The 18,554-nt window shown below is 64.4% G+C and carries 15 protein-coding genes; 8 read left to right on the top strand and 7 right to left on the bottom strand.

From position 1 onward, the window contains the following. Position 1 precedes the first annotated feature (1 nt). Positions 2-2,299, bottom strand: coding sequence for a transglycosylase domain-containing protein (locus ACX80G_RS13895; RefSeq protein WP_459308289.1), 2,298 nt, complete (start codon positions 2,297-2,299; stop codon positions 2-4). Between the two features lie 36 nt (positions 2,300-2,335). On the opposite strand from ACX80G_RS13895, the gene sp36 reads away from it, so the two are divergent. Genes sp36 through ACX80G_RS13880 form a run of 3 tightly spaced genes read left to right on the top strand, consistent with a single transcriptional unit; the run spans position 2,336 to position 3,902 of the window. Next, positions 2,336-2,497: a Sp36 family protein gene (gene sp36, locus ACX80G_RS13890; RefSeq protein WP_019483144.1), complete on the top strand. Its 162-nt coding sequence runs from the start codon at positions 2,336-2,338 to the stop codon at positions 2,495-2,497. Beyond that, the gene (locus ACX80G_RS13885) at positions 2,494-2,976 is read left to right on the top strand and encodes a RidA family protein (protein WP_459308287.1); all 483 of its coding nucleotides are present in this window, start codon (positions 2,494-2,496) and stop codon (positions 2,974-2,976) included. The genes sp36 and ACX80G_RS13885 overlap by 4 nt, the downstream gene beginning before the upstream one ends. Positions 2,977-2,981: 5 nt before the next feature. Next, complete coding sequence (locus ACX80G_RS13880; RefSeq protein ID WP_459308285.1) at positions 2,982-3,902, top strand: NUDIX hydrolase; 921 nt, start codon at positions 2,982-2,984, stop codon at positions 3,900-3,902. 105 nt (positions 3,903-4,007) lie between these two features. On the opposite strand, the gene ACX80G_RS13875 is transcribed toward ACX80G_RS13880, so the two are convergent. Beyond that, a complete protein-coding gene (locus tag ACX80G_RS13875; RefSeq protein ID WP_019483148.1) occupies positions 4,008-4,685 on the bottom strand; it encodes a Crp/Fnr family transcriptional regulator in 678 nt (225 codons plus the stop codon). Positions 4,686-4,931: 246 nt separating this feature from the next. Here ACX80G_RS13875 and ACX80G_RS13870 point away from each other — a divergent pair, with 246 nt between their 5' ends. Next, positions 4,932-6,116, top strand: coding sequence for a MarP family serine protease (locus ACX80G_RS13870; protein ID WP_459308284.1), 1,185 nt, complete (start codon positions 4,932-4,934; stop codon positions 6,114-6,116). 4 nt (positions 6,117-6,120) lie between these two features. Here the strand turns inward: ACX80G_RS13870 and ACX80G_RS13865 are convergent, their stop codons facing one another. Continuing rightward, the gene (locus ACX80G_RS13865) at positions 6,121-7,134 is read right to left on the bottom strand and encodes a DUF2332 domain-containing protein (protein ID WP_459308282.1); all 1,014 of its coding nucleotides are present in this window, start codon (positions 7,132-7,134) and stop codon (positions 6,121-6,123) included. Positions 7,135-7,416: 282 nt separating this feature from the next. Here ACX80G_RS13865 and ACX80G_RS13860 point away from each other — a divergent pair, with 282 nt between their 5' ends. The 3 genes from ACX80G_RS13860 to ACX80G_RS13850 all read left to right on the top strand — a co-directional run bounded on the left by ACX80G_RS13860 (position 7,417) and on the right by ACX80G_RS13850 (position 11,083). Then, positions 7,417-9,054, top strand: a complete 1,638-nt coding sequence (locus ACX80G_RS13860) for an ABC transporter substrate-binding protein (RefSeq protein WP_459308281.1) — start codon at positions 7,417-7,419, stop codon at positions 9,052-9,054. A gap of 86 nt (positions 9,055-9,140) precedes the next feature. Beyond that, positions 9,141-10,145 (top strand): ABC transporter permease, encoded by a 1,005-nt coding sequence (locus tag ACX80G_RS13855; protein WP_459308279.1) that lies wholly within the window; start codon positions 9,141-9,143, stop codon positions 10,143-10,145. Next, a complete protein-coding gene (locus tag ACX80G_RS13850) occupies positions 10,142-11,083 on the top strand; it encodes an ABC transporter permease (RefSeq protein WP_459308277.1) in 942 nt (313 codons plus the stop codon). The genes ACX80G_RS13855 and ACX80G_RS13850 overlap by 4 nt, the downstream gene beginning before the upstream one ends. Positions 11,084-11,162: 79 nt before the next feature. On the opposite strand, the gene ACX80G_RS13845 is transcribed toward ACX80G_RS13850, so the two are convergent. The 4 genes from ACX80G_RS13845 to acs form a co-directional block, all read right to left on the bottom strand. Next, positions 11,163-12,893 (bottom strand): dipeptide ABC transporter ATP-binding protein, encoded by a 1,731-nt coding sequence (locus ACX80G_RS13845; RefSeq protein WP_459308276.1) that lies wholly within the window; start codon positions 12,891-12,893, stop codon positions 11,163-11,165. Between the two features lie 14 nt (positions 12,894-12,907). Beyond that, entirely contained in the window at positions 12,908-13,378 is a 471-nt protein-coding gene (gene aroQ, locus ACX80G_RS13840; RefSeq protein WP_459308275.1) for a type II 3-dehydroquinate dehydratase, read from the bottom strand. Positions 13,379-13,407: 29 nt separating this feature from the next. Further along, on the bottom strand, positions 13,408-14,718 hold the full coding sequence (locus tag ACX80G_RS13835; RefSeq protein ID WP_459308274.1) for an MFS transporter: 1,311 nt from the start codon (positions 14,716-14,718) through the stop codon (positions 13,408-13,410). A gap of 133 nt (positions 14,719-14,851) precedes the next feature. Continuing rightward, positions 14,852-16,816 (bottom strand): acetate--CoA ligase, encoded by a 1,965-nt coding sequence (gene acs, locus ACX80G_RS13830; RefSeq protein ID WP_459308272.1) that lies wholly within the window; start codon positions 16,814-16,816, stop codon positions 14,852-14,854. A 286-nt stretch (positions 16,817-17,102) separates the two neighbouring features. On the opposite strand from acs, the gene ACX80G_RS13825 reads away from it, so the two are divergent. Next, the gene (locus tag ACX80G_RS13825) at positions 17,103-18,545 is read left to right on the top strand and encodes a hypothetical protein (RefSeq protein ID WP_459308271.1); all 1,443 of its coding nucleotides are present in this window, start codon (positions 17,103-17,105) and stop codon (positions 18,543-18,545) included. The last annotated feature ends 9 nt before the right edge of the window (positions 18,546-18,554 follow it).

Genomic DNA, 18,554 nt, shown 5'->3' with positions numbered 1-18,554 from the left:
ATCAGCCTTCGTCTTCGTTATTGTCTGGATTATCGGGATTGTTTCCCGGTGGTGCATCGGCTGGCGGGCCGCTGTTTCCAGGATCACCCTGGTTGCCGGTTCCCGGACGTGTGGCCCGGTCACCGTTGCCGGGCCGTGTCGTGGTGCTGGGGCGTTGCGCGTTGAGCATGCGCTGCGGAGGGTCGGCGAACGGCTCGGCCGGGTAGAGGCCAGGGATCTGCTGCATGAAGCGTTCCCAGGATGGCGCCGCGACGAACGCGCCGTCAATCTCCTCATAAATCTGCCCGCCAATGCGCAAGTCAGAGAGCGAAACGCTGTTGGCTTTCCAGTTTCCGAGCCAACTCGCCGTGGCCATACCTGAGTTGTAGCCCATGAACCAGGTTTGTGACCGATCATCATTGGTTCCCGTTTTTCCCGCCATCGGTACGTCGCCGAATTCGAGGAGCTGACCCGATCCACGGTCCATCACGGCTTCGGTGGCGTAGTTGATTCCTCGTGCCAATTCCTTGGGAATCGCCTGCACACATTTCTGTTCCGGGACGGGGAAGCTGGTGCCGTCGACAGCAACCACTTCGGTAAGAGCCCGCGGCTCACAGGTCAGACCCTCGGCTCCCAAGGCGGCGTAAGCCGTCGCCATGGACATTGGGGACACCTCGCTGCCGCCACCAATCAACGCCGAGGGTAATACCTGAAGCGGCGTGTACTCACCCTCCGCGCTCTTGCCGTCATGGACACCGAGATCGGATGCGATCTGGAACGGCATGCAAAGGTCGATCTGGTCGGCCGTCTCCATAGTGACGGTGTTATAGGACTGCGCCAGCCCCTCAAGAACCGAGTAGTTGCCGTAGTTGATGTCCCCGTAGTTCTGCGGCTCGTAGGGCTCAGGTCCGGGATTCTCCCAGTAACCATTCTGGAGGCAGCTGGCCTCCCACCGGTCTCCTACTGGGTACTCTTTTTTGCTGCCATTCACCACTGTATTCAAAGCCCTACCATCCTCAAGCCAACCTCCCACAGCGAATGGTTTGAACGTCGATCCAGGCTGGAACCCGCCGACCCCGCCGAGGGGCATAGCGGGGTCTCCACCCTGATAAACGTCAACGTTGAAATTCAGCACTGAATCGCCTGGCTCGGTACCCGGCATATACCTGGTGTTCTGAGCCATCACCAGGATGTCTCCGGTGCCCGGCTCGATGCTGACCATCGAGTGGCCAACCGAGGGGTCGGTCGTATCGCGGGCGGCGGTTTCGGAGATGGCCGTCTGTGCGGCTGTCTGCGCTGCCGGGTCCAGCGTCGTCGTAATGGTGAGGCCTGCGCGGTAGAGGGTGTCCTGACGCGCCTCAAGGGTTTCACCGTACGCCGGATCGTTCAGGACCAGGTGGGTGACGTAGTCACAGAAGTACGGTGCCTGCTCGGCGCCAACACAACCGCTCAGCGTAGGAGTGATAGCCAGGCCCAAATCGGTGACGACGGCGGCGTCGTACTCTTCCTGGGTGATGTGGTCATTGGACAACATGGCGTTGAGCACCAGGTTGCGACGTTCCAGCGAGCGCTCCGGGTTGAGCTCGGGGCTGTAATAGGTGGGTCCATTTACCACTCCTGCGAGGAGAGCAGCCTGTTGGATGTTCAAATCCGCGGCTTCAACGTTGAAGAAATATCTCGACGCTGCCTGCACTCCGAAGGTAGTGCCGGTAAACGGCACTATGTTGAGGTAGCCCTCAAGGATCTCGTCCTTGCTCAACTCTTTCTCCACGGCGATGGCCAGTTTGGCTTCGCGGAGCTTGTCGCCGATGGTTTTTCCGCCGCTGAAGGTGACAGATTCGTCGCCGTTCTGCAGGCTGGCATCGATGAGAACGTTGTTGACGTACTGCTGGGTGATGGTCGAGGCGCCGCGGGTGACGTCGCTGCTGACGTTGCTCACTATCGCGCTCATGATGCCCTGCAGGTCAACGCCGCCGTGCTCGTAGAACCGGGCGTCCTCAATCGCGAGGAGCGCGTTTACCATGTTGGGGGATATCTGGTCGAGGGTGACCGGCTGACGGTTCTCTTCGTAAAGAGTCGCGATGAGCGACCCATCAGAGGCGAGGATCCTCGACGGCTGGGCCAGTGCCCCGCGCTCCAGTTCCGCCGGCAGTTCCTCGAAGAACTGGATCGATGCGGAAGCTCCGGTACCCGCCGCCGCAGCGATGGGGACCAAAAGACCCGCAGCAAGCACCCCGCTCAAAGCACTGATTCCGAGAAACGCAATCATCTTCCCCAGGGTGGTTGCTGTGTCAAAGATCGGTGATTTACGAGCAGCCATTACTCCAGTTTACAAGCACGCGCTAGTCTGTGAACCATGACCAAATGGGAGTACTCCACAATTCCGCTCATCATCCACGCCACGAAGCAGATTCTGGATCAGTGGGGCGAGGACGGCTGGGAGCTGGTGCAGGTAGTTCCCGGACCGGACGGCAAGGGCCTCGTCGCCTACTTGAAACGAGAGAAGAACCAGTCGTGACCAGCACCGACAACCCAACATCAGCTGTGGAACAGCGGCTGCTGGAGCTTGGAATCACCCTTCCGGATGTTGCGCAGCCCCTGGCTTCGTACGTACCCGCGGTGGTTAGTGGTAGCTACGTTTTCACTGCCGGGCAACTCCCCCTTATTAACGGTGAACTCCCAGCTTTGGGCAAGGTCGGCGCTGAGGTGACACCGGAGGCCGCCAAAGAGTATGCGGCGATCTGCGCGGTCAACGCCCTGGCGGCTATCAAATCCCAGATTGGGGATCTCGACCGGATTAGCCGGGTTGTCAAGGTCGTAGGCTTCGTCGCGTCCGACCCGAGCTTCACCGGCCAGCCCCAGGTCATCAACGGAGCGTCCGACCTCCTGGGGCAAGTACTCGGCGACGCCGGTGCGCACGCACGGTCCGCCGTCGGCGTCGCAGTTCTTCCCCGGGATGCGCCGGTGGAAGTCGAAATTATCGCGGAGTTTGTCTGATTCCTGTGGGCCATATTAGTAACCGACTTTTCCCAGTTCCCGAAGATCAGCTTGACGCAGCGCGAAGCTGGGTCGAACACGGCGAGCGTACGCCGGTCAAGCCGCGCTCGGCGTCGTCGGTTGTGTTGATCCGTGACGCCCCCGCCGGCACCGAAACCTATCTGTCGTACCGGCGTGGCGAATCCCCGCTGGGGATCGTCGCGTTTCCGGGCGGCAGCATTGAGGAGTCCGACGACGACGACGTCGCCTGGTTCGGTCCCGCGCCCGCCCAATGGGCCAAGGCGATGGGCATTGACGACGTGTTCGCGGCGCGGCGCCATGTGGTCGGAGCCATCCGCGAGTTGTTCGAAGAAACAGGGGTGCTGCTGGCAGGGCCGGACGCCGCATCCCTCGTCGACGGCAGCCGGAATCCTGAATGGATGAAGGCCCGTGAGGACATCGCCACTCAGGAACGATCCTTTTCGGAGATCCTGACGCGCCGGGGACTGGGGATCCGCACAGACCTGTTGAAGCCGCTGGCTCACTGGCTCAGCCCGGATTACGCCCACCGACGGTTTGACACCCACTATTTCGCTGCCGCGCAGCCGACCAGCCAGGAAGCATCAGTGCTTGGAAGTAAGGGAATCTGGGGTGAATGGCGGTGCGCTGCCCGGGAGGTGGCGCGTGCCGAGACCACAGCGCTGGGCGACGAAGTGGGCCAGCCCAATTCCGTGGGTCGCACGCTGGACGAGATCGCGGTTCCCGCCGTCGAACTGATGTTGGAGAAGATCGGGTCGTCCAAGGGCTGCGTCGCCTATCTGACGCACAAGCGACCCATGAAAGTCTATTACCCGCACCTCGTTACACCCTCCGAGGAAGCCGACCCGATGCTTGAGGTCGCCTGCTCCGTAGCCACCGAGGGCGGGTCCGGCCAGCGCGGCCGCTGACCCCCTCCACATTCAGCCATGCCTGCCGCGGCGGGGATCGAACTGAAACATTAGTGCAGCTTCGACAACACCATGGCAACTACCCGCCACGGGTGCGCAAAAGGTTTAGCGGCTGCGCTGACGCAGACGCTGGATGTCCAGGATGACGACGGCGCGCGCCTCAAGGCGCAGCCACCCCCGCTGCACGAACTCAGCTAGCGCCTTGTTGACGGTTTCGCGGGAGGCGCCGACCAACTGGGCGAGCTCCTCCTGCGTCAGCTCGTGGGCCACCAGGATGCCATCAGTGGCCGGACGACCGAACCGGTCAGCCAGATCCAACAGGGCCTTCGCCACACGGCCCGGAACGTCCGAGAACACCAAGTCGGCCAGTGATTCGTTGGTACGGCGCAGCCGGCGGGCCAGGGCCTGCAGCAGCTGCGCGGAGACCTCGGGACGCGTTTCCAGCAGTGTCCGAAGGTTCTCATTCTTCAAGCCGGCAAGACGCGTCTCGGAAACAGCGGTGGCCGTCGCGGTGCGCGGGCTGGGATCGAAGAGGGCCATCTCGCCGAACAGCTCACCTGGGCCGAGGATCGCCAGTAGGTTCTCGCGACCGTCCTGGGCGGTGCGGCCCAGCTTGATCTTCCCTGACACGATGAAATACAGCTGGTCGCCCTGATCGCCCTCGCGGAAGACTGAGGCCCCGCGGGAGAGGTCCACTTCGGTCAGCTCGTCGGTGAGTGCGGCGAAAACGTCGTCGCCCAGTGAAGCGAAGAGCGGCGCTCGGCGCAGTACCTCGATGTCCATGAATTCTCCTGATAAATTGTCGGCTCGTCCCATCTTGCCGTACATAACGAAGTTGTGACACCTGCTACACGCATGTTCGCCGTCGGAATAGCCGAATTGCCCATCGATCAGACCCAAACTCCCTGGTATGGCACTGAACACGGCGCAACGGAGTGCCCTGAGCGCTCAGCAGATTGTCAGTACCGCCGGATACACTCACACAGGTAAGGGAGGCGAAGTGCCTCCTGACGATCAGGGAGAGCGCACGTGCCGGACTTCACCATCTTGGACATTCTGCTGGTGCTGGCACTGGTCGGATATCTCGTTGCCGGCCTCCGCAACGGGTTCCTGGTGACGCTCGGCGGAATCGCAGGCTTCGTCGCCGGAGCCGTAGCGGCCTTCTTCGCCATCCCACTGGTCAGCGAATGGGTGCCCGACGACGCCTGGCGGCTTCCCGCGATCATCCTCACCGCACTGGTGCTGGTGGTGGTCGGCCAGGCCCTCGGCTCGCGGCTCGGAGGAGGAATCCGCCGCGCCCTCGACTTCCGACCGATCCGGATGGTGGACCGGCTGCTGGGAGGTGCCGTCAATCTGGTGGTCGCCGCACTGGTGATGTCCATGCTGGCCTTCAGTATTGGCACCCTCGGTATGCCCTTCCTCTCCCAATCCATCGCCTCGTCCCAGGTGATCAGGGGGATTGACAACCTCACGCCGTCGCAGGTGCGCACGTGGATGGCACAGCTGCGAACCATCGCCGTCGACGACGGAATCCCCACCATTCTCGAAAGCGTCGCCCCGGCGGCCCCGATGCCGGTCCCCGACGCGGCCGTCGACACCCCGGAGCTGGCCGCAGCCTCCGCATCGGTGCTGCGGATCGCTGGCACGGCTTTCCAATGTGGCCAGAACCAGACCGGCTCCGGCTTCATCATCGCTCCGGGCCGGGTGGTGACCAACGCGCATGTGGTCGCGGGAGTCAACGAACCGGTGGTGGAGATACCCGATGGGGGAGCCCTGCCCGGCCGGATTGTGCACTTCGACGCTGTACGGGACATTGCTGTTCTCGCCGTTGACGGCTTGGACCGCGCCGCCCTGCCACTCGGTGAGGACCTGGCCCGTGGGGACACCGCGGCGTTCGCCGGCTACCCGGCGGGTGGACCCTTCCAGATCCAGCCAGCAAGCATCCAGAATCGCAGCGACGTCCTGGTCTCGAACATCTACGGGGCCGACCCGTCGCCGGTGAACGTCTACAGCCTCGCGGCGAATGTCCAGCAGGGAAACTCTGGCGGACCGTTACTGGACCTGCAGGGCAGGGTGGCAGGAGTCATCTTCGCTAAATCCACTCAGGACGCACCGGTCGGCTATGCCCTCACCCTGGCCGAGCTGCGGCCGATCGCCGAACAAGCGGGCGCCTTCGCCGACACCGTGTCGGCGGGACAGTGCAACCGCCGCTAACGGATCAGCTTAGCCAGTCGAGGGCCTGCCCGTGGCCGCCCGTCCGGGCCACCGCCTGCCCGTTGTGGGCCAGAACAAACAGGCGGTCCACCTCGGCGTCATCTTTCTGCAGCGCCCCCTCGACGCCGGGCAGCACCCCATACCCTTCGTTGGACAGCCAGTGCAGGGGCCGGTCCCGGTCCGCTGTGAGCCGCCGCATGGTGTCCCGAAAAGCACTCCGCCCCGCCTCGTCCACGTAGGCGAGGACAGCGCTGTGAAAGACCACGACGGTGGCGTCGGTAGGCGCCCGATGCACCAACTTCTCAAGATCGACGGTCAGATCCCCCTCGACCAGCAGCGGCGGTTCGCGGCGGGCCACGGTCACGGCGGCACGCAGCCGGTCCAGCCGGCGGGTGTGCTCCGGCCAGACGAGCGCCTCCAGCCAGGCGACGTCGTCGTCGTTTGCCACATCGAGCGGATTCAGGTCAAGGCCCGCCCGAAAACCCACGCGGGGTACCCGGTCGGGTAGCGGGGGGCCGCCACGCGTGGCACACTCCATGACCAGCGCGTCCGGAACGTCGGCCGCGGACAGGACCGGGCCCCCGTCGTACGAGTACCCGTACCGGTCCGGGTACAGGCACAAACCGGCGGAGGCGCCCACCTCGACCAAAGCCAGCGGCATGTTTTCGTCGCCGGAGCCCGCGGCGATCCGAGCAAGTAGCGGCAGAAGCACCGCGCACCGGCCCGCCTCGTTGGTCTGGGTGCTCCGGGCGAGCATCGTCCCGCGCACCTGCGGCCAATGTTCCAGGACGAACGCTCGAAAGTCCGGGTATGGCCCCGGTTGGACGCCCTCGAACCGTGCAGCGCCCAGCAGCAGGTTGGGTTGACGTTTCGCGGCGGGCAGATCGTTCAGCAGAGCGAGTAGTTCTGAATCCTCGCTGATCCCGGTGCACCACGCGTCGTAGGTGGCCGAATATCCGCGGGTCTCGATGAGAGCGAACCGCCGGTACCAGGCTGCGGTGTCGAGCTTTTCGGGCATGCTGTTCCTTCCGATTCGCCGGGTCAACCGCTCCGAATCTCTCCCGGCCGGGGGCGTGCGAGCGATGGACGCGTGATCAAATCGTAATCTCCTCTGTGATGTAAATCCCATTACAGCCCATACTCCGGGTTAGGCTCATTCCACAGATTGCTACGCTCTGCGTCGCCGTCAGGGCATCACGTCACGTGCACTGCCTCACCACTCGTACATGAGGAGCTCAACATGCAAGTAAGCGCCACACGGTCGCGCAGCTCACGCCCCGCAAAGAAGCGGGCCGCTGTGATGACGGCTGGATTGGCAATCGGTGCGCTGTTGCTTTCCGGCTGCGTCGAAAGCCAGCGGGACGAAGGCACTGCCGACGGCGGTGAAGCGACAGTCGATTCGACCTTCGTTTTTGCTGCCTCCTCGGACCCGGCATCCCTCGACCCTGCATTTGCCAGTGACGGCGAGACCTTCCGGGTCAGTCGCCAGATGTTTGAAGGATTGGTCGGTGTGGAGGCAGGCACCGCTGATCCCGCTCCGCTCCTCGCCGAGTCCTGGGAAACCTCCGAGGACGGCCTGTCGACCACCTTCGCGCTGAAGGAGGGTGTTACGTTCCACGACGGCACCGAGTTCAACGCCGAAGCGGTCTGCTTCAACTTCGAGCGCTGGTACAACTGGACTGGAGTGGCACAGGCGCCCTCAGTGTCCTACTACTACAACAACCTGTTCCGCGGCTTCGCCGACTCGCCGGACGCTGCCGTCTACGAGTCGTGCGAGGTGAACGGTGACCTTGAAGCAACTGTGACCCTCGCGCAGCCCTTCGCCGGGTTCATTCCTGCCCTGTCGCTGCCAGCCTTCGCCATGCAGAGCCCGACGGCGCTCGAAGAGTTCGCTGCCGATGACATCGGCGGCTCCGCCGAAGCGCCCGCCCTGAGCGCGTACGCCGAGGGGAACCCCGTCGGAACCGGACCGTTCAAGTTTGACTCCTGGGACGTCGGCGAGCAGCTCCAGCTGTCCACCTACGAGGACTACTGGGGAGAGCAAGGTCAGGTGGAGACCATCATCTTCCGCATGATCAGCGACCCACAGGCGCGCACCCAAGCCCTGCAGGCCGGGACGGTTGACGGGTTCGACCTGGTCTCTCCAGCAGACACCCCGACGCTCGAGGACGAAGGCTTCATGATCGTCCCTCGTGACCCGTTCACCATCCTGTATCTGGGTCTGAACCACGAGGTCGAAGAGCTTAGCGATCCCCTCGTTCGGCAGGCCATCCACCATGCCATCGACAAGCAGGCCTTGATCGACCAGACGCTTCCTGAAGGAACGCAGCTCGCCACCCAGTTCATCCCTGACGTGGTTGACGGGTACAACGACGAGGTCACCACCTACGACTACGATCCCGAACGCGCCAAGGAACTGCTTGCAGAAGCGGGCTACCCCGACGGCTTCGAGGTCCAGTTCAACTACCCGACGGGTGTTTCACGGCCTTACATGCCCACTCCTGAGCAGGTCTTCACCAACCTGACCGATCAGCTGAGCGCGGTTGGCATCACTGCAACACCGGCCCCCGATGTGTGGACCCCCGATTACCTCGACAAGATTCAGGGAACCGCCGACCACGGGATCCACCTGCTGGGCTGGACCGGCGACTACAACGACACTGACAACTTCATCGGCGTGTTCTTCGGCCAGGAGAAGCTTGAGTTCGGTTTCGACAACCCCGAGCTGTTCACCGCCCTGAGCGATGCCCGCGGCATGACCGATCGTGAAGAGCAGACGGCAGCGTACGAGAAGATCAACGAACAGATCGCCGAGTTCAACCCGGCGATCCCGTTGGCTCACCCGGCGCCGTCCCTGGCCTTCGCGCCGCGGGTCACGTCCTACCCGGCGAGCCCCGTCAACGACGAGGTCTTCTCCATGATCGAACTCAGCGAGTAACATTTTCAACGGCAGGAGAGCCGGGTCCTCTCGGGCCCGGCTCTCCTGCCGTTGGACAGTGTTTGACCCGTTTCTGAAAGGACCTCGTGTTACGCGTCATAGGTAAGCGCCTCGCGCTGCTGGTACCCACCCTGATCGGCTTGTCGATCCTGTTGTTCCTGTGGGTGCGTAATCTTCCCGGTGGGCCGGCAACAGCGCTGCTGGGCGAGCGTGCCACACCGGAAGCGGTGGAAAGGGTGAATGAGCTGTATGGCTTCAATGAGCCGATCATCACCCAGTACTTCACCTACATGGGCAAGCTCCTGCAGGGCGACTTCGGCATCTCCATCATCACCGGTCGCCCGGTGCTGGAGGAGTTCGCCACCCGGTTCCCTGCAACGATCGAGCTGACCGTCGTTGCCCTGATTTTCGCGATCGGGATTGGGATCCCCTTGGGCTACCTCGCAGCCCGCCACTACGGGCGTTTCGTCGACCACAGCTCAGTGGTGCTCAGTCTGCTCGGGATCACCATTCCCGTGTTCTTCCTGGCCTTCATCCTGAAATACATCTTCGCCATCCAGTGGCCCATCCTGCCCCCAGACGGCCGACAGAATCCTCGAATGAATGCCACGCACGTCACCGACTTCTATGTCCTGGACGGAATGCTCACGGGCGAGTGGGATGCCGCCTGGGATGCTTTCCAGCATCTGATCCTGCCGGGCATTGCGTTGGGCACCATTCCGCTGGCCATCATCGTGCGGATCACCCGTGCATCGGTCCTTGAGGTGCAGAACGCCGACTATGTCCGCACCGCCCGTGCGAAAGGCCTGCTCGAAAAGACCATCAGGAACCGTTTCATTCTCCGCAATGCCATGCTTCCTGTGGTGACCACCATCGGCCTGCAACTGGGCCTGCTGATTTCCGGCGCGGTGCTGACCGAGACGGTCTTCGCGTTCAACGGGATAGGCAACTTCCTGCGTGATGCGATCTTCGGCCTCGACTACCCCGTGCTTCAAGGGTTCATCATCTTTATTGCCGTCCTGTATGCCCTGATCAACCTGATTGTTGACGTTTCGTATAGCATCATCGACCCGAGGGTGCGTGTGCAATGAGTACCACTTTGCCTCCCGCGGCCGGCGGCGGCGTGTCGCCTGCCGAACCGACCATTCCCGACGGCGCCGGCACCGGCCTCTGGAAGGACGCCTTCCGTCGGCTGAAGAGAAACCCCCAAGCCATCGCGGGTGCCATCATCGTGGGATTGTTCATCCTGGTGGCCATCCTCGCGCCAGTCTTGGCCCCGTACGGTGGCAACGAACTGCCGGGCCGGACGGAAATCACGCCGACCAACATTCCCGGCCCGGGCGAGATCGATGCCTACCCGCTGGGCCTCGACCGGTTCGGTGGTGACCTGATGAGCAAGCTCATTTGGGGTGCTCAGGCGTCGCTGCTGATCGGGGTTATCTCCACCACCCTCGGACTGGCTGGCGGCATGGTCCTCGGGCTGCTCGCTGGGGGGCTCGGCGGCTGGGTCGACAGCGTCATCATGCGGTTCGTCGACATCCTGCTCTCCGTACCGAACCTCCTCCTCGCGGTCAGCATCGCCGCAATCCTCGGTCAGGGGCCGTACGCGGTGATGATCGCGATCGGCGTCTCCCAGGTGCCCATCTTCGCGCGCCTGCTGCGTGCCTCGATGCTGTCACAGCGGGGCTCGGATTACATCCTGGCCGCGCAGACGCTGGGCCTGAGCCGTTCCACCATCACCATGAGCCACCTGCTGCCCAACAGCGTGGGACCGGTCATCGTCCAGGCCACCCTCACCCTGGCCACCGCCGTGATCGACGCCGCTGCGCTGTCCTTCCTGGGGCTGGGCGGCGGGCTGCCGCAGACCGCTGAGTGGGGCAGGATGCTCACCTATGCCCAGAGCGAGCTCGCGAACTCACCGCAGTTGGCGTTCCTGCCGGGCATCTGTATTGCCGTCACAGCGCTGGGCTTCACCCTGCTGGGCGAGTCGTTGCGCGAGTCGCTGGATCCCAAGACCCGCAAGATGTAGGTCAAACCAGCCCCACCTACCTACAAAAGACCCCGGCACCATTTGGTGCCGGGGTCTTTTGGGCTTTTGCGGAGAATCCCTAGGCGATGTTGAGTTCGTTGCCGGGGATCGACGCCAGCAATTGCCGGGTGTACGGGTGGCGCGGGTTCTGGAACACTTCCTCGGAGCTGGCGGCTTCAACCAGCTCGCCGTCCTTCATGACACAGACATAGTCGGAGATCAGGCGAACCACGGCAAGATCGTGGGAGATGAACAGGTAGCTCAAGCCCAGCTCAGCCTGCAGATCGCCGAGCAACTTGAGGATCTGAGCCTGAACCAGGACGTCCAGCGCCGAGACCGGCTCGTCGCAGATGATCAGCTCTGGTTTCAACGCCAGCGCCCGGGCAATCGCCACGCGCTGCCGCTGCCCACCGGAAAGCTCCGACGGGTATCTGCGCAGGGCAGTCTGCGGCAGGGATACCTGGTCCATCAGCTCGCGGACCCTGGCACGCCGTTCACTTTTGGAGCCACGCTTGTAGGCGTTGAGTGGCTCCTCAACGATCCGCTCAATGGTGAACATGGGGTTCAGTGACGAGTACGGGTCCTGGAAAATGGGTTGGACCCGTTGCCGGAAGTCGTGTAGCTGGTCCTTGTCCAGCGTTCCAACATCCATCCCGTCGAAGGTCATGGTGCCCGACGTCGGCTCAATCAGCTTCAGGAGCATCCGCGCGGTGGTGGTCTTCCCTGACCCTGATTCCCCGACGATGGCGACCGTCTGGCCGCGGGGCACATCAAGGGTCACATTCTTCGCCGCGTAGAAGTCTTCCGAGCTGCCCCGCCGTTTGTAGACCTTGGTCAGGTCCCGGATCTCGACGATGTTCCTACCCGGCACGGTGGCGGCAGGGACAGCTGACGTAGCGTCGGTCTGGTGCTCGACGAACGCCGCCTCGGCCACTTCCGTCCGCTTGCCGGCGTCGGCGTTGTAGGTGCCCGGCTGGAGGCGGACCGCCGCAACGCTGGGGGCCGCGCGTACCAGCGACTGGGTGTACGGGTGCTGGGGATCGTTGAGGAGCTGCAGGGCCGGGCCGGCTTCCACCACCCGGCCGCGGTGCATCACCACCAGATCCGACGCACGCTCGGCGGCGAGCCCCAGATCATGGGTGATGAGGAGCACCGAGGTGCCCAGCTGCTCCGTCATTTCATCGATCTGGTCGAGAATGGTGCGCTGCACGGTGACGTCGAGGGCGCTGGTCGGCTCGTCGGCGATCAGCAGCCGCGGCTGGCAGGCCAGCCCGATGGCGATCAGGGCCCGCTGGCGCATGCCCCCGGAGAATTCGTGCGGGTACTGCTTGGCGCGCTCCCCGGCGTCGGGCAGCCCCGCGGCGGTCAGGACCTCGATGACGCGCTCTTTGACGTTTTTCCTGGTCGCCATCCCATGGACCAGCAGCGTCTCAGCCACCTGGGTGCCAATTTTGGCGACCGGGTTGAGGTTGGACATCGGGTCCTGCGGCACCAGGCCGATGGCGCGCCCGCGGATCGCGCGCAGTTTCGACTCGGGAAGCGTCACGAGGTTCTGGCCCTCGAACATGATGCTCCCGGTGGTGACCCGGCCGTTGGACGGCAGCAGGCCGATGCAGGACATCGCCGTCGTCGACTTGCCTGAACCTGACTCACCCACAATGGCGAGGGTCTTTCCGCGTCGAAGCGCGAAACTCGCATTCTCGACGGCTTTCACCTCGCCGTAGGTGGTGCTGAAGGTGACTGCGAGGTCTTTGACCTCGAGGAGCGGGGCGTCGCTAGTGTCGCCGCCGATGGGTGTGATGTCGATCATGTGTCCATCGTCCCTCATGACGCGGCGTTACCGGCGTATCCCGAGGAGAGTTTTTCGATCAGGAAGTCGACGGCGAACCGGTAGCCGCTGATCCCGGCGCCCACGATGACCGCATCAGCGACCGCAGAAAGGTAGGAGTGCTGCCGAAACTCCTCGCGCCGGTGCACGTTGCTGATGTGCACCTCCACCACGGGGAGTCCGACGGCGGTCAGCGCGTCCCGAAGGGCGATGGAGGTGTGGGTGTAGGCGCCGGCGTTGATGACGATGCCGTCGGCGGTGCCCGTCGCGCCCTGGATGGCGTCGACCAGCTCGCCCTCATGGTTGGACTGAAAGCAGCTGACGGCCCAGCCGTGGCCGTCAGCGGCGTCGGCGGCCACGGCCTCGACCTCGGTTAGCGTGGCCGTCCCGTAGGTCTCTGGTTCGCGGGAGCCCAGGAGGTTGAGGTTCGGCCCGTTGATGATCAGGAGCGTGGTGGTGTTCGGCATGGCTTAACTATGCCCCACGCATCGGGGGTCTAGTCCGCTCTGTGGCGCAGACGGACCGCCGCCAGCGCGCCTCCGAGGGTCACACAGCTCATGAGGGCGAGCACAATCCCGGGGTGCCACCACGCACCATCGGTTGCCGTTCCGAGGATCTGGGTGATGGAAGGAGTGAACCCGGCGACGATCGCTGCCAGGCTGTAGGCGAAGGACAGGGCGGTAAAACCGGTCCGGGGCTCAAAAAGATCGGCCATCAGTCCGCCCAGCGCCGCCCAGCTGGCGGTCGGGAGGATGCCGCCCAAGAGGATGGCTGCCACGTAGGTGGGGGCGTCGGCGATGCTGATCACCCAGTACAGCGGGAACGCGATCAACGCCGTGCCGATAGCCCCACCAGCCACCACCCTGGCCGAGCCGATCTTCATGGCAAGATAGCCGAACGCGGGGATGGTCAGCAGTTGCAGCAACGAGCCGATCAGGGCTGCATTGAGGACGGTCTCCTGGCTCAGCCCCAGCCGTTGAGTCCCGTACGCCTGCGTGTAGGAAACCATGAGGAAATAGGACCCGATCCCGAGTACTGCAGCCGCGGCCGCCACGGCAATAGCACCGGGCTGGCGCCGGATGACGTCGAAGAACGGGATGCTGGCCCGCGACTCGGTCTGTACCGTCGCCTTGAACACCGGCGTCTCGTCGATGGCGAGCCGCAGGTACAGGGCGACGCCCAGGAACGGAAAAGCGAGCAGGAACGGGATACGCCAGCCCCACGTCGTCATCACCTCCGGTGCCACGACGGCGAGGATCAGAAAGACCAGTGAGATGAGCATGGTGCCCACGGGGGAACCGAGTTGGGGGATGGACGCGTAGAGCGCCCGCTTGCGTGGTTCGGCGTGCTCGGTGGCGATCAGGATGGACCCGCCCCATTCGCCGCCGAGGGAAAGACCCTGGAGGAGGCGCAGCACGGTCAGCAGGATAGGCGCCCACACGCCGATCACGCTGTAGTCGGGGAGCAGGCCAACGGAGCCGGTGGCAAGGCCCATCAGCACGATGGTCCAGATGAGGGTCTTCTTGCGGCCGATCCGGTCGCCCAGATGGCCGAACAGGATCGCCCCCAGCGGGCGAGCGACGAAACCCATCGCGAAGATCAGAAACGCGGAGAGCGTTCCGGCGAGGGGATCCTGGGCAGCGAAGAACACCTGGTTAAACACCAGCGCTGCGGCAGTCCCGAAGACGTAGAAGTCGTAGCTCTCAAGGGTGGTGCCGACAAACGAGGCGGCCGCGGACTTGCGGGCCATCGCGCGGTTGGCTGCTGCGGGCGGACCGGTGGTCGCGGCGGAGGTGGTAGTAGACACGTCTTGAAATTGTCCTCGGCGGTGGGGAGCCGCGCTACCAATCCCGGCCAAGATCACACCCGTGCGGGACGCAGATCACAGCAGGCCGGAGGCCGCCGCCACCTGGGTTCGTCCCGGGTGGCGGCGGGAAGGGCTACTTCCTCAGTGAAGCGGCGATCTGCGCCATGATCGTCGGATCGGACAGGGTGGTCGCATCGCCGACCTCACGGCCCTCGGCCACATCCTTCAGGAGCCGGCGCATGATTTTGCCGGACCGGGTCTTCGGGAGTTCCGGGACCACCAGGATGTTGCGCGGCTTGGCGATTGGCCCGATCTCCTTGGCTACGTGATTGCGCAGAGTGGTGACGATGTCGTCGTCGTCCACGGCCGACCCCCGCAGGATCACAAACGCGACCACAGCCTCGCCCGTCGTCTCATCCGATGCGCCGACGACGGCGGCCTCAGCGACGGACGGGTGGCTCACCAGCGCCGACTCGATTTCCGTCGTCGATAGCCGGTGACCGGAAATGTTCATGACGTCGTCAACCCGGCCGAGCAGCCAGATGTCACCGTCCTGGTCCTTCTTGGCGCCGTCGCCGGCGAAGTACATGTTGTCGAACCGGGACCAGTAGGTGTCCTTGAACCGCTGCGGGTCACCCCAGATGCCCCGGAGCATGGATGGCCACGGTTCGCGGACCACCAGGTAGCCGCCCGACCCGTTCGGCACCGACTGGCCCAGCTCGTCCACCACGTCGATCGAGATGCCGGGCACCGCCACCTGCGCGGACCCCGGCTTGGCGTGGGTGACGCCGGGCATGGGCGCGATCATGTGCGCGCCGGTCTCGGTCTGCCACCAGGTGTCGACCACCGGTGCGCTGCCGCCGCCGATCATTTCCCGGTACCACATCCACGCCTCGGGGTTGATCGGTTCGCCGACGGACCCCAGGACGCGGATTGAGGTGAGGTCATACTTCTTCGGGATGTCCCGGCCCCACTTCATGAAGGTCCTGATGGCGGTCGGCGCGGTGTAGAGGATGGAGACCTTGTACTTCTCCACCAGCTCCCACCAGCGGCCCTGGTGCGGGGTGTCCGGCGTGCCCTCGTACATCAGCTGGGTGGCACCGTTGACCAGCGGCGCGTAGGCGACGTAGCTGTGCCCGGTGACCCAGCCAACGTCGGCCGTGCACCAGAACACGTCGGTTTCGGGGCGTAGATCGAACGTGTTTTTGTGGGTGAACGCCGTCTGGGTCAGGTAACCGCCGGTGGTGTGGAGGATGCCCTTGGGCTTCCCGGTGGTGCCGGAGGTATACAGGATGAACAGCGGATGCTCCGAGTCATGCCCGACGGCGGTGTGCTCGGCTGACGCGGAGCCGACGACGTCGTGCCACCAGACGTCGCGCTCCTCGGTCCACTCGACCGGCTCACCGTTGCGTTTGACGACCACCACGTTGGTGACGGTATGCCCCTCACGTTCCAGGGCGCCGTCGACGGCGGGCTTCAGCGAGCTCGGCTTGCCCCGGCGGTACGTGCCGTCCGCGGTGACCACGAGTTTAGCTTCGGCATCGTCGATCCTGCTGCGCAGCGCTTCAGCCGAGAAGCCGCCGAACACGACCGAGTGCACGGCTCCGATCCGCGCGCAGGCGAGCATCGTGATGACTGCCTCGGGGATCATCGGCAGGTACACCGCCACGCGGTCGCCCTTCTCGACGCCGAGGGAGAGGAACGCGTTTGACGCCTTTTTGACCTCTTCGGTGAGCTCCGCGTAGGTGTAGGAGCGGGTATCGCCGGGCTCGCCTTCGAAGTGGATGGCCACCCGCTCGCCGAGGCCCGCCTCGACGTGGCGGTCCAGGGCGTTATACGCAGCATTGACCCGCCCGCCGACGAACCACTTGGCAAACGGCGCATCTGAGAAGTCGAGGGCCTGAGTGAAGTCCTCATCCCAGGTCAGTAGCGCACGGGCCTGGGTGGCCCAGAACTCGGGCCCGGCCTCGCCCTCCTCGTACAGGGACGGCTGGGCGACCGCCTTCGCAGCGAACTCTGGTGTCGGGGGAAAGCGGCGTTCCTCGTGGAGCAGATTTTCGAACGCGTCGCCTTGCGTGGTCTGGGTGTCCTCAGACATGTTCAACCCTTCTTCGTGCCGGTTTTCTGGGCGGTGAGCGCCCGGTCCGAAACCGGCACGCAGCACCGCGATACTGCTGACCAGACTAACCGGGGGTGCGGCTTTTGTGTGTGGGCGCTCACACTCGTGCACGTGAATGGTGGAGTTTCTGCGGTGAGTGGCGCGCCTCAGCCGGGCGGTGGCTTGCATGGGTAGTAGCGGAGAGGAGGGTTGACTAGTCTGGTGACAGGAAGAGAATGCTGGCGACTGCGGCCCGCCCGGCCGCTGCGACGAATGGAATTTCGACATGACAGACCCGCACACGGACCGGTTCGCCGGCAGCAGCAGTGACAGAAACGCATCACCCACCGGCGTCGAACCGCAGGCATCCGGCGGAAATGAGGCAGTCTTTGGGCCATTCACCCTCCGCGAGGTGGTGATCGGCGGCTCGGTGCTCGTCATTTTCATCGGCTCGCTGTTGCCGTTCTTTGAGGCTGGCGGTTTTCTCGGCAACCTGTGGAACGCGTCGTCGCTGTTCTTCCTCGGCGTAGGCATCATCCTTCCGGTCGCCGCCGCTGGCTTGCTCGCGGCCCGGCGGCTCGGTACCGAGGCTCGGGTCGGATCGTTGTCGGTAGACCAGTTCGCTTCAGTAGTCGCCGTTCTGGCCGCCGCCTTCTTCTTCCTGCAGACCGTGACCGCCTTCCATTACGGACCGTTCATCTGCCTGCTCGGCGCGATCGGCATGCTGGCCGCGACGGTGGGTGGCCCGCACCTGCCCAAATTCTCCGCTGACTTCGCTGGCCGGCCGACGTCGGGCGCGCACGTCGTCGCCCGAAGTGTCCTGCCAGTGACGCCCAAGGCACCGAAGGAACCCAAAGCGCCCAAACCGGTTCCCGCCGAACAGGTCACTCAGTTCAGCGAACAGCAGGGCACGGCGTCGGGCGGCTCCGGCGCAGCAGTTCCCGCCGGAGCAGGAACGGCAGGGGCCCGTGCCGGAAACGCAGCGTCAGCGGTCCAGCCGGGCACGTCCACCGGCCGCGGCAGGTTTGGCTTCGGCGCAGCGACCAAGTCCCCCTCGTCCAGCGGGTCCGGGGGCACCCCTGACGCGCACCGGACCGGCGAAGTCGGTGCCGTCCCCGGTGTGCAGGACAAGGAGCAGCCGGGCTCCGGTTCGGCGGGCTACCCACGCTTCGCCGACGAGGATTTTGCCCCCTACAGCGGGTCACCGGATTCGGTGCACTCGACCGACGAAGACCAGCCCGTGGACCAGGTGGCCAATGCTGCGGTTGACACGGAAACCGCTAATGCGGCCTCCGCCACGGACGCTGGGGCCAGCTCTCCGGCAGCTGAAGAGGTGCCTGTGGACACGGGCCGGCAGGGCGCCGTGCAGGAAACAGCCATCACAGCCACGGCGTCCGCAGCCGCTAGTGCAGCGGAAACCACGGCGGCGGCAACCACCGCCCAGCCGGTGGTCGAGCGAACGAAGGCCGAGTCTCAGGAGTCCATCTCCGCGACCAGGGAACCCGACCATGATGACCCGGTTGTTGAGGCGTTCTGGTTCGCCGTCGGAACCCCCCGCCCGGTGGTTGATGAGGCTTCGGGTGTTGAGCTTTTCGTCCTGCGGCCCGGTGACTGGGAAGTAGGGATCGAGGACCGCGGCGAGGAGTTCCTGGTCCAGGACAAGCGCACGGGCCGTATCGGCGTGATGCGGGATCTCACCAACATCGAACGCGCACCGAGCGACGGGTAGGCACCGGCA

The organism is Arthrobacter glycogeni, from assembly GCF_054510815.1.
This window is presented reverse-complemented; position numbering and strand designations above follow the sequence as displayed.

Coding starts and splice junctions, on each gene's coding strand:
- ACX80G_RS13845 (WP_459308276.1), bottom strand. CDS start 12,893: ATGATCGACATCACACCCATCGGCGGCGACACTAGCGACGCCCCGCTC.
- ACX80G_RS13895 (WP_459308289.1), bottom strand. CDS start 2,299: ATGGCTGCTCGTAAATCACCGATCTTTGACACAGCAACCACCCTGGGG.
- ACX80G_RS13875 (WP_019483148.1), bottom strand. CDS start 4,685: ATGGACATCGAGGTACTGCGCCGAGCGCCGCTCTTCGCTTCACTGGGC.
- aroQ (WP_459308275.1), bottom strand. CDS start 13,378: ATGCCGAACACCACCACGCTCCTGATCATCAACGGGCCGAACCTCAAC.
- acs (WP_459308272.1), bottom strand. CDS start 16,816: ATGTCTGAGGACACCCAGACCACGCAAGGCGACGCGTTCGAAAATCTG.
- ACX80G_RS13825 (WP_459308271.1), top strand. CDS start 17,103: ATGACAGACCCGCACACGGACCGGTTCGCCGGCAGCAGCAGTGACAGA.
- ACX80G_RS13865 (WP_459308282.1), bottom strand. CDS start 7,134: ATGCCCGAAAAGCTCGACACCGCAGCCTGGTACCGGCGGTTCGCTCTC.
- sp36 (WP_019483144.1), top strand. CDS start 2,336: ATGACCAAATGGGAGTACTCCACAATTCCGCTCATCATCCACGCCACG.
- ACX80G_RS13850 (WP_459308277.1), top strand. CDS start 10,142: ATGAGTACCACTTTGCCTCCCGCGGCCGGCGGCGGCGTGTCGCCTGCC.
- ACX80G_RS13860 (WP_459308281.1), top strand. CDS start 7,417: ATGACGGCTGGATTGGCAATCGGTGCGCTGTTGCTTTCCGGCTGCGTC.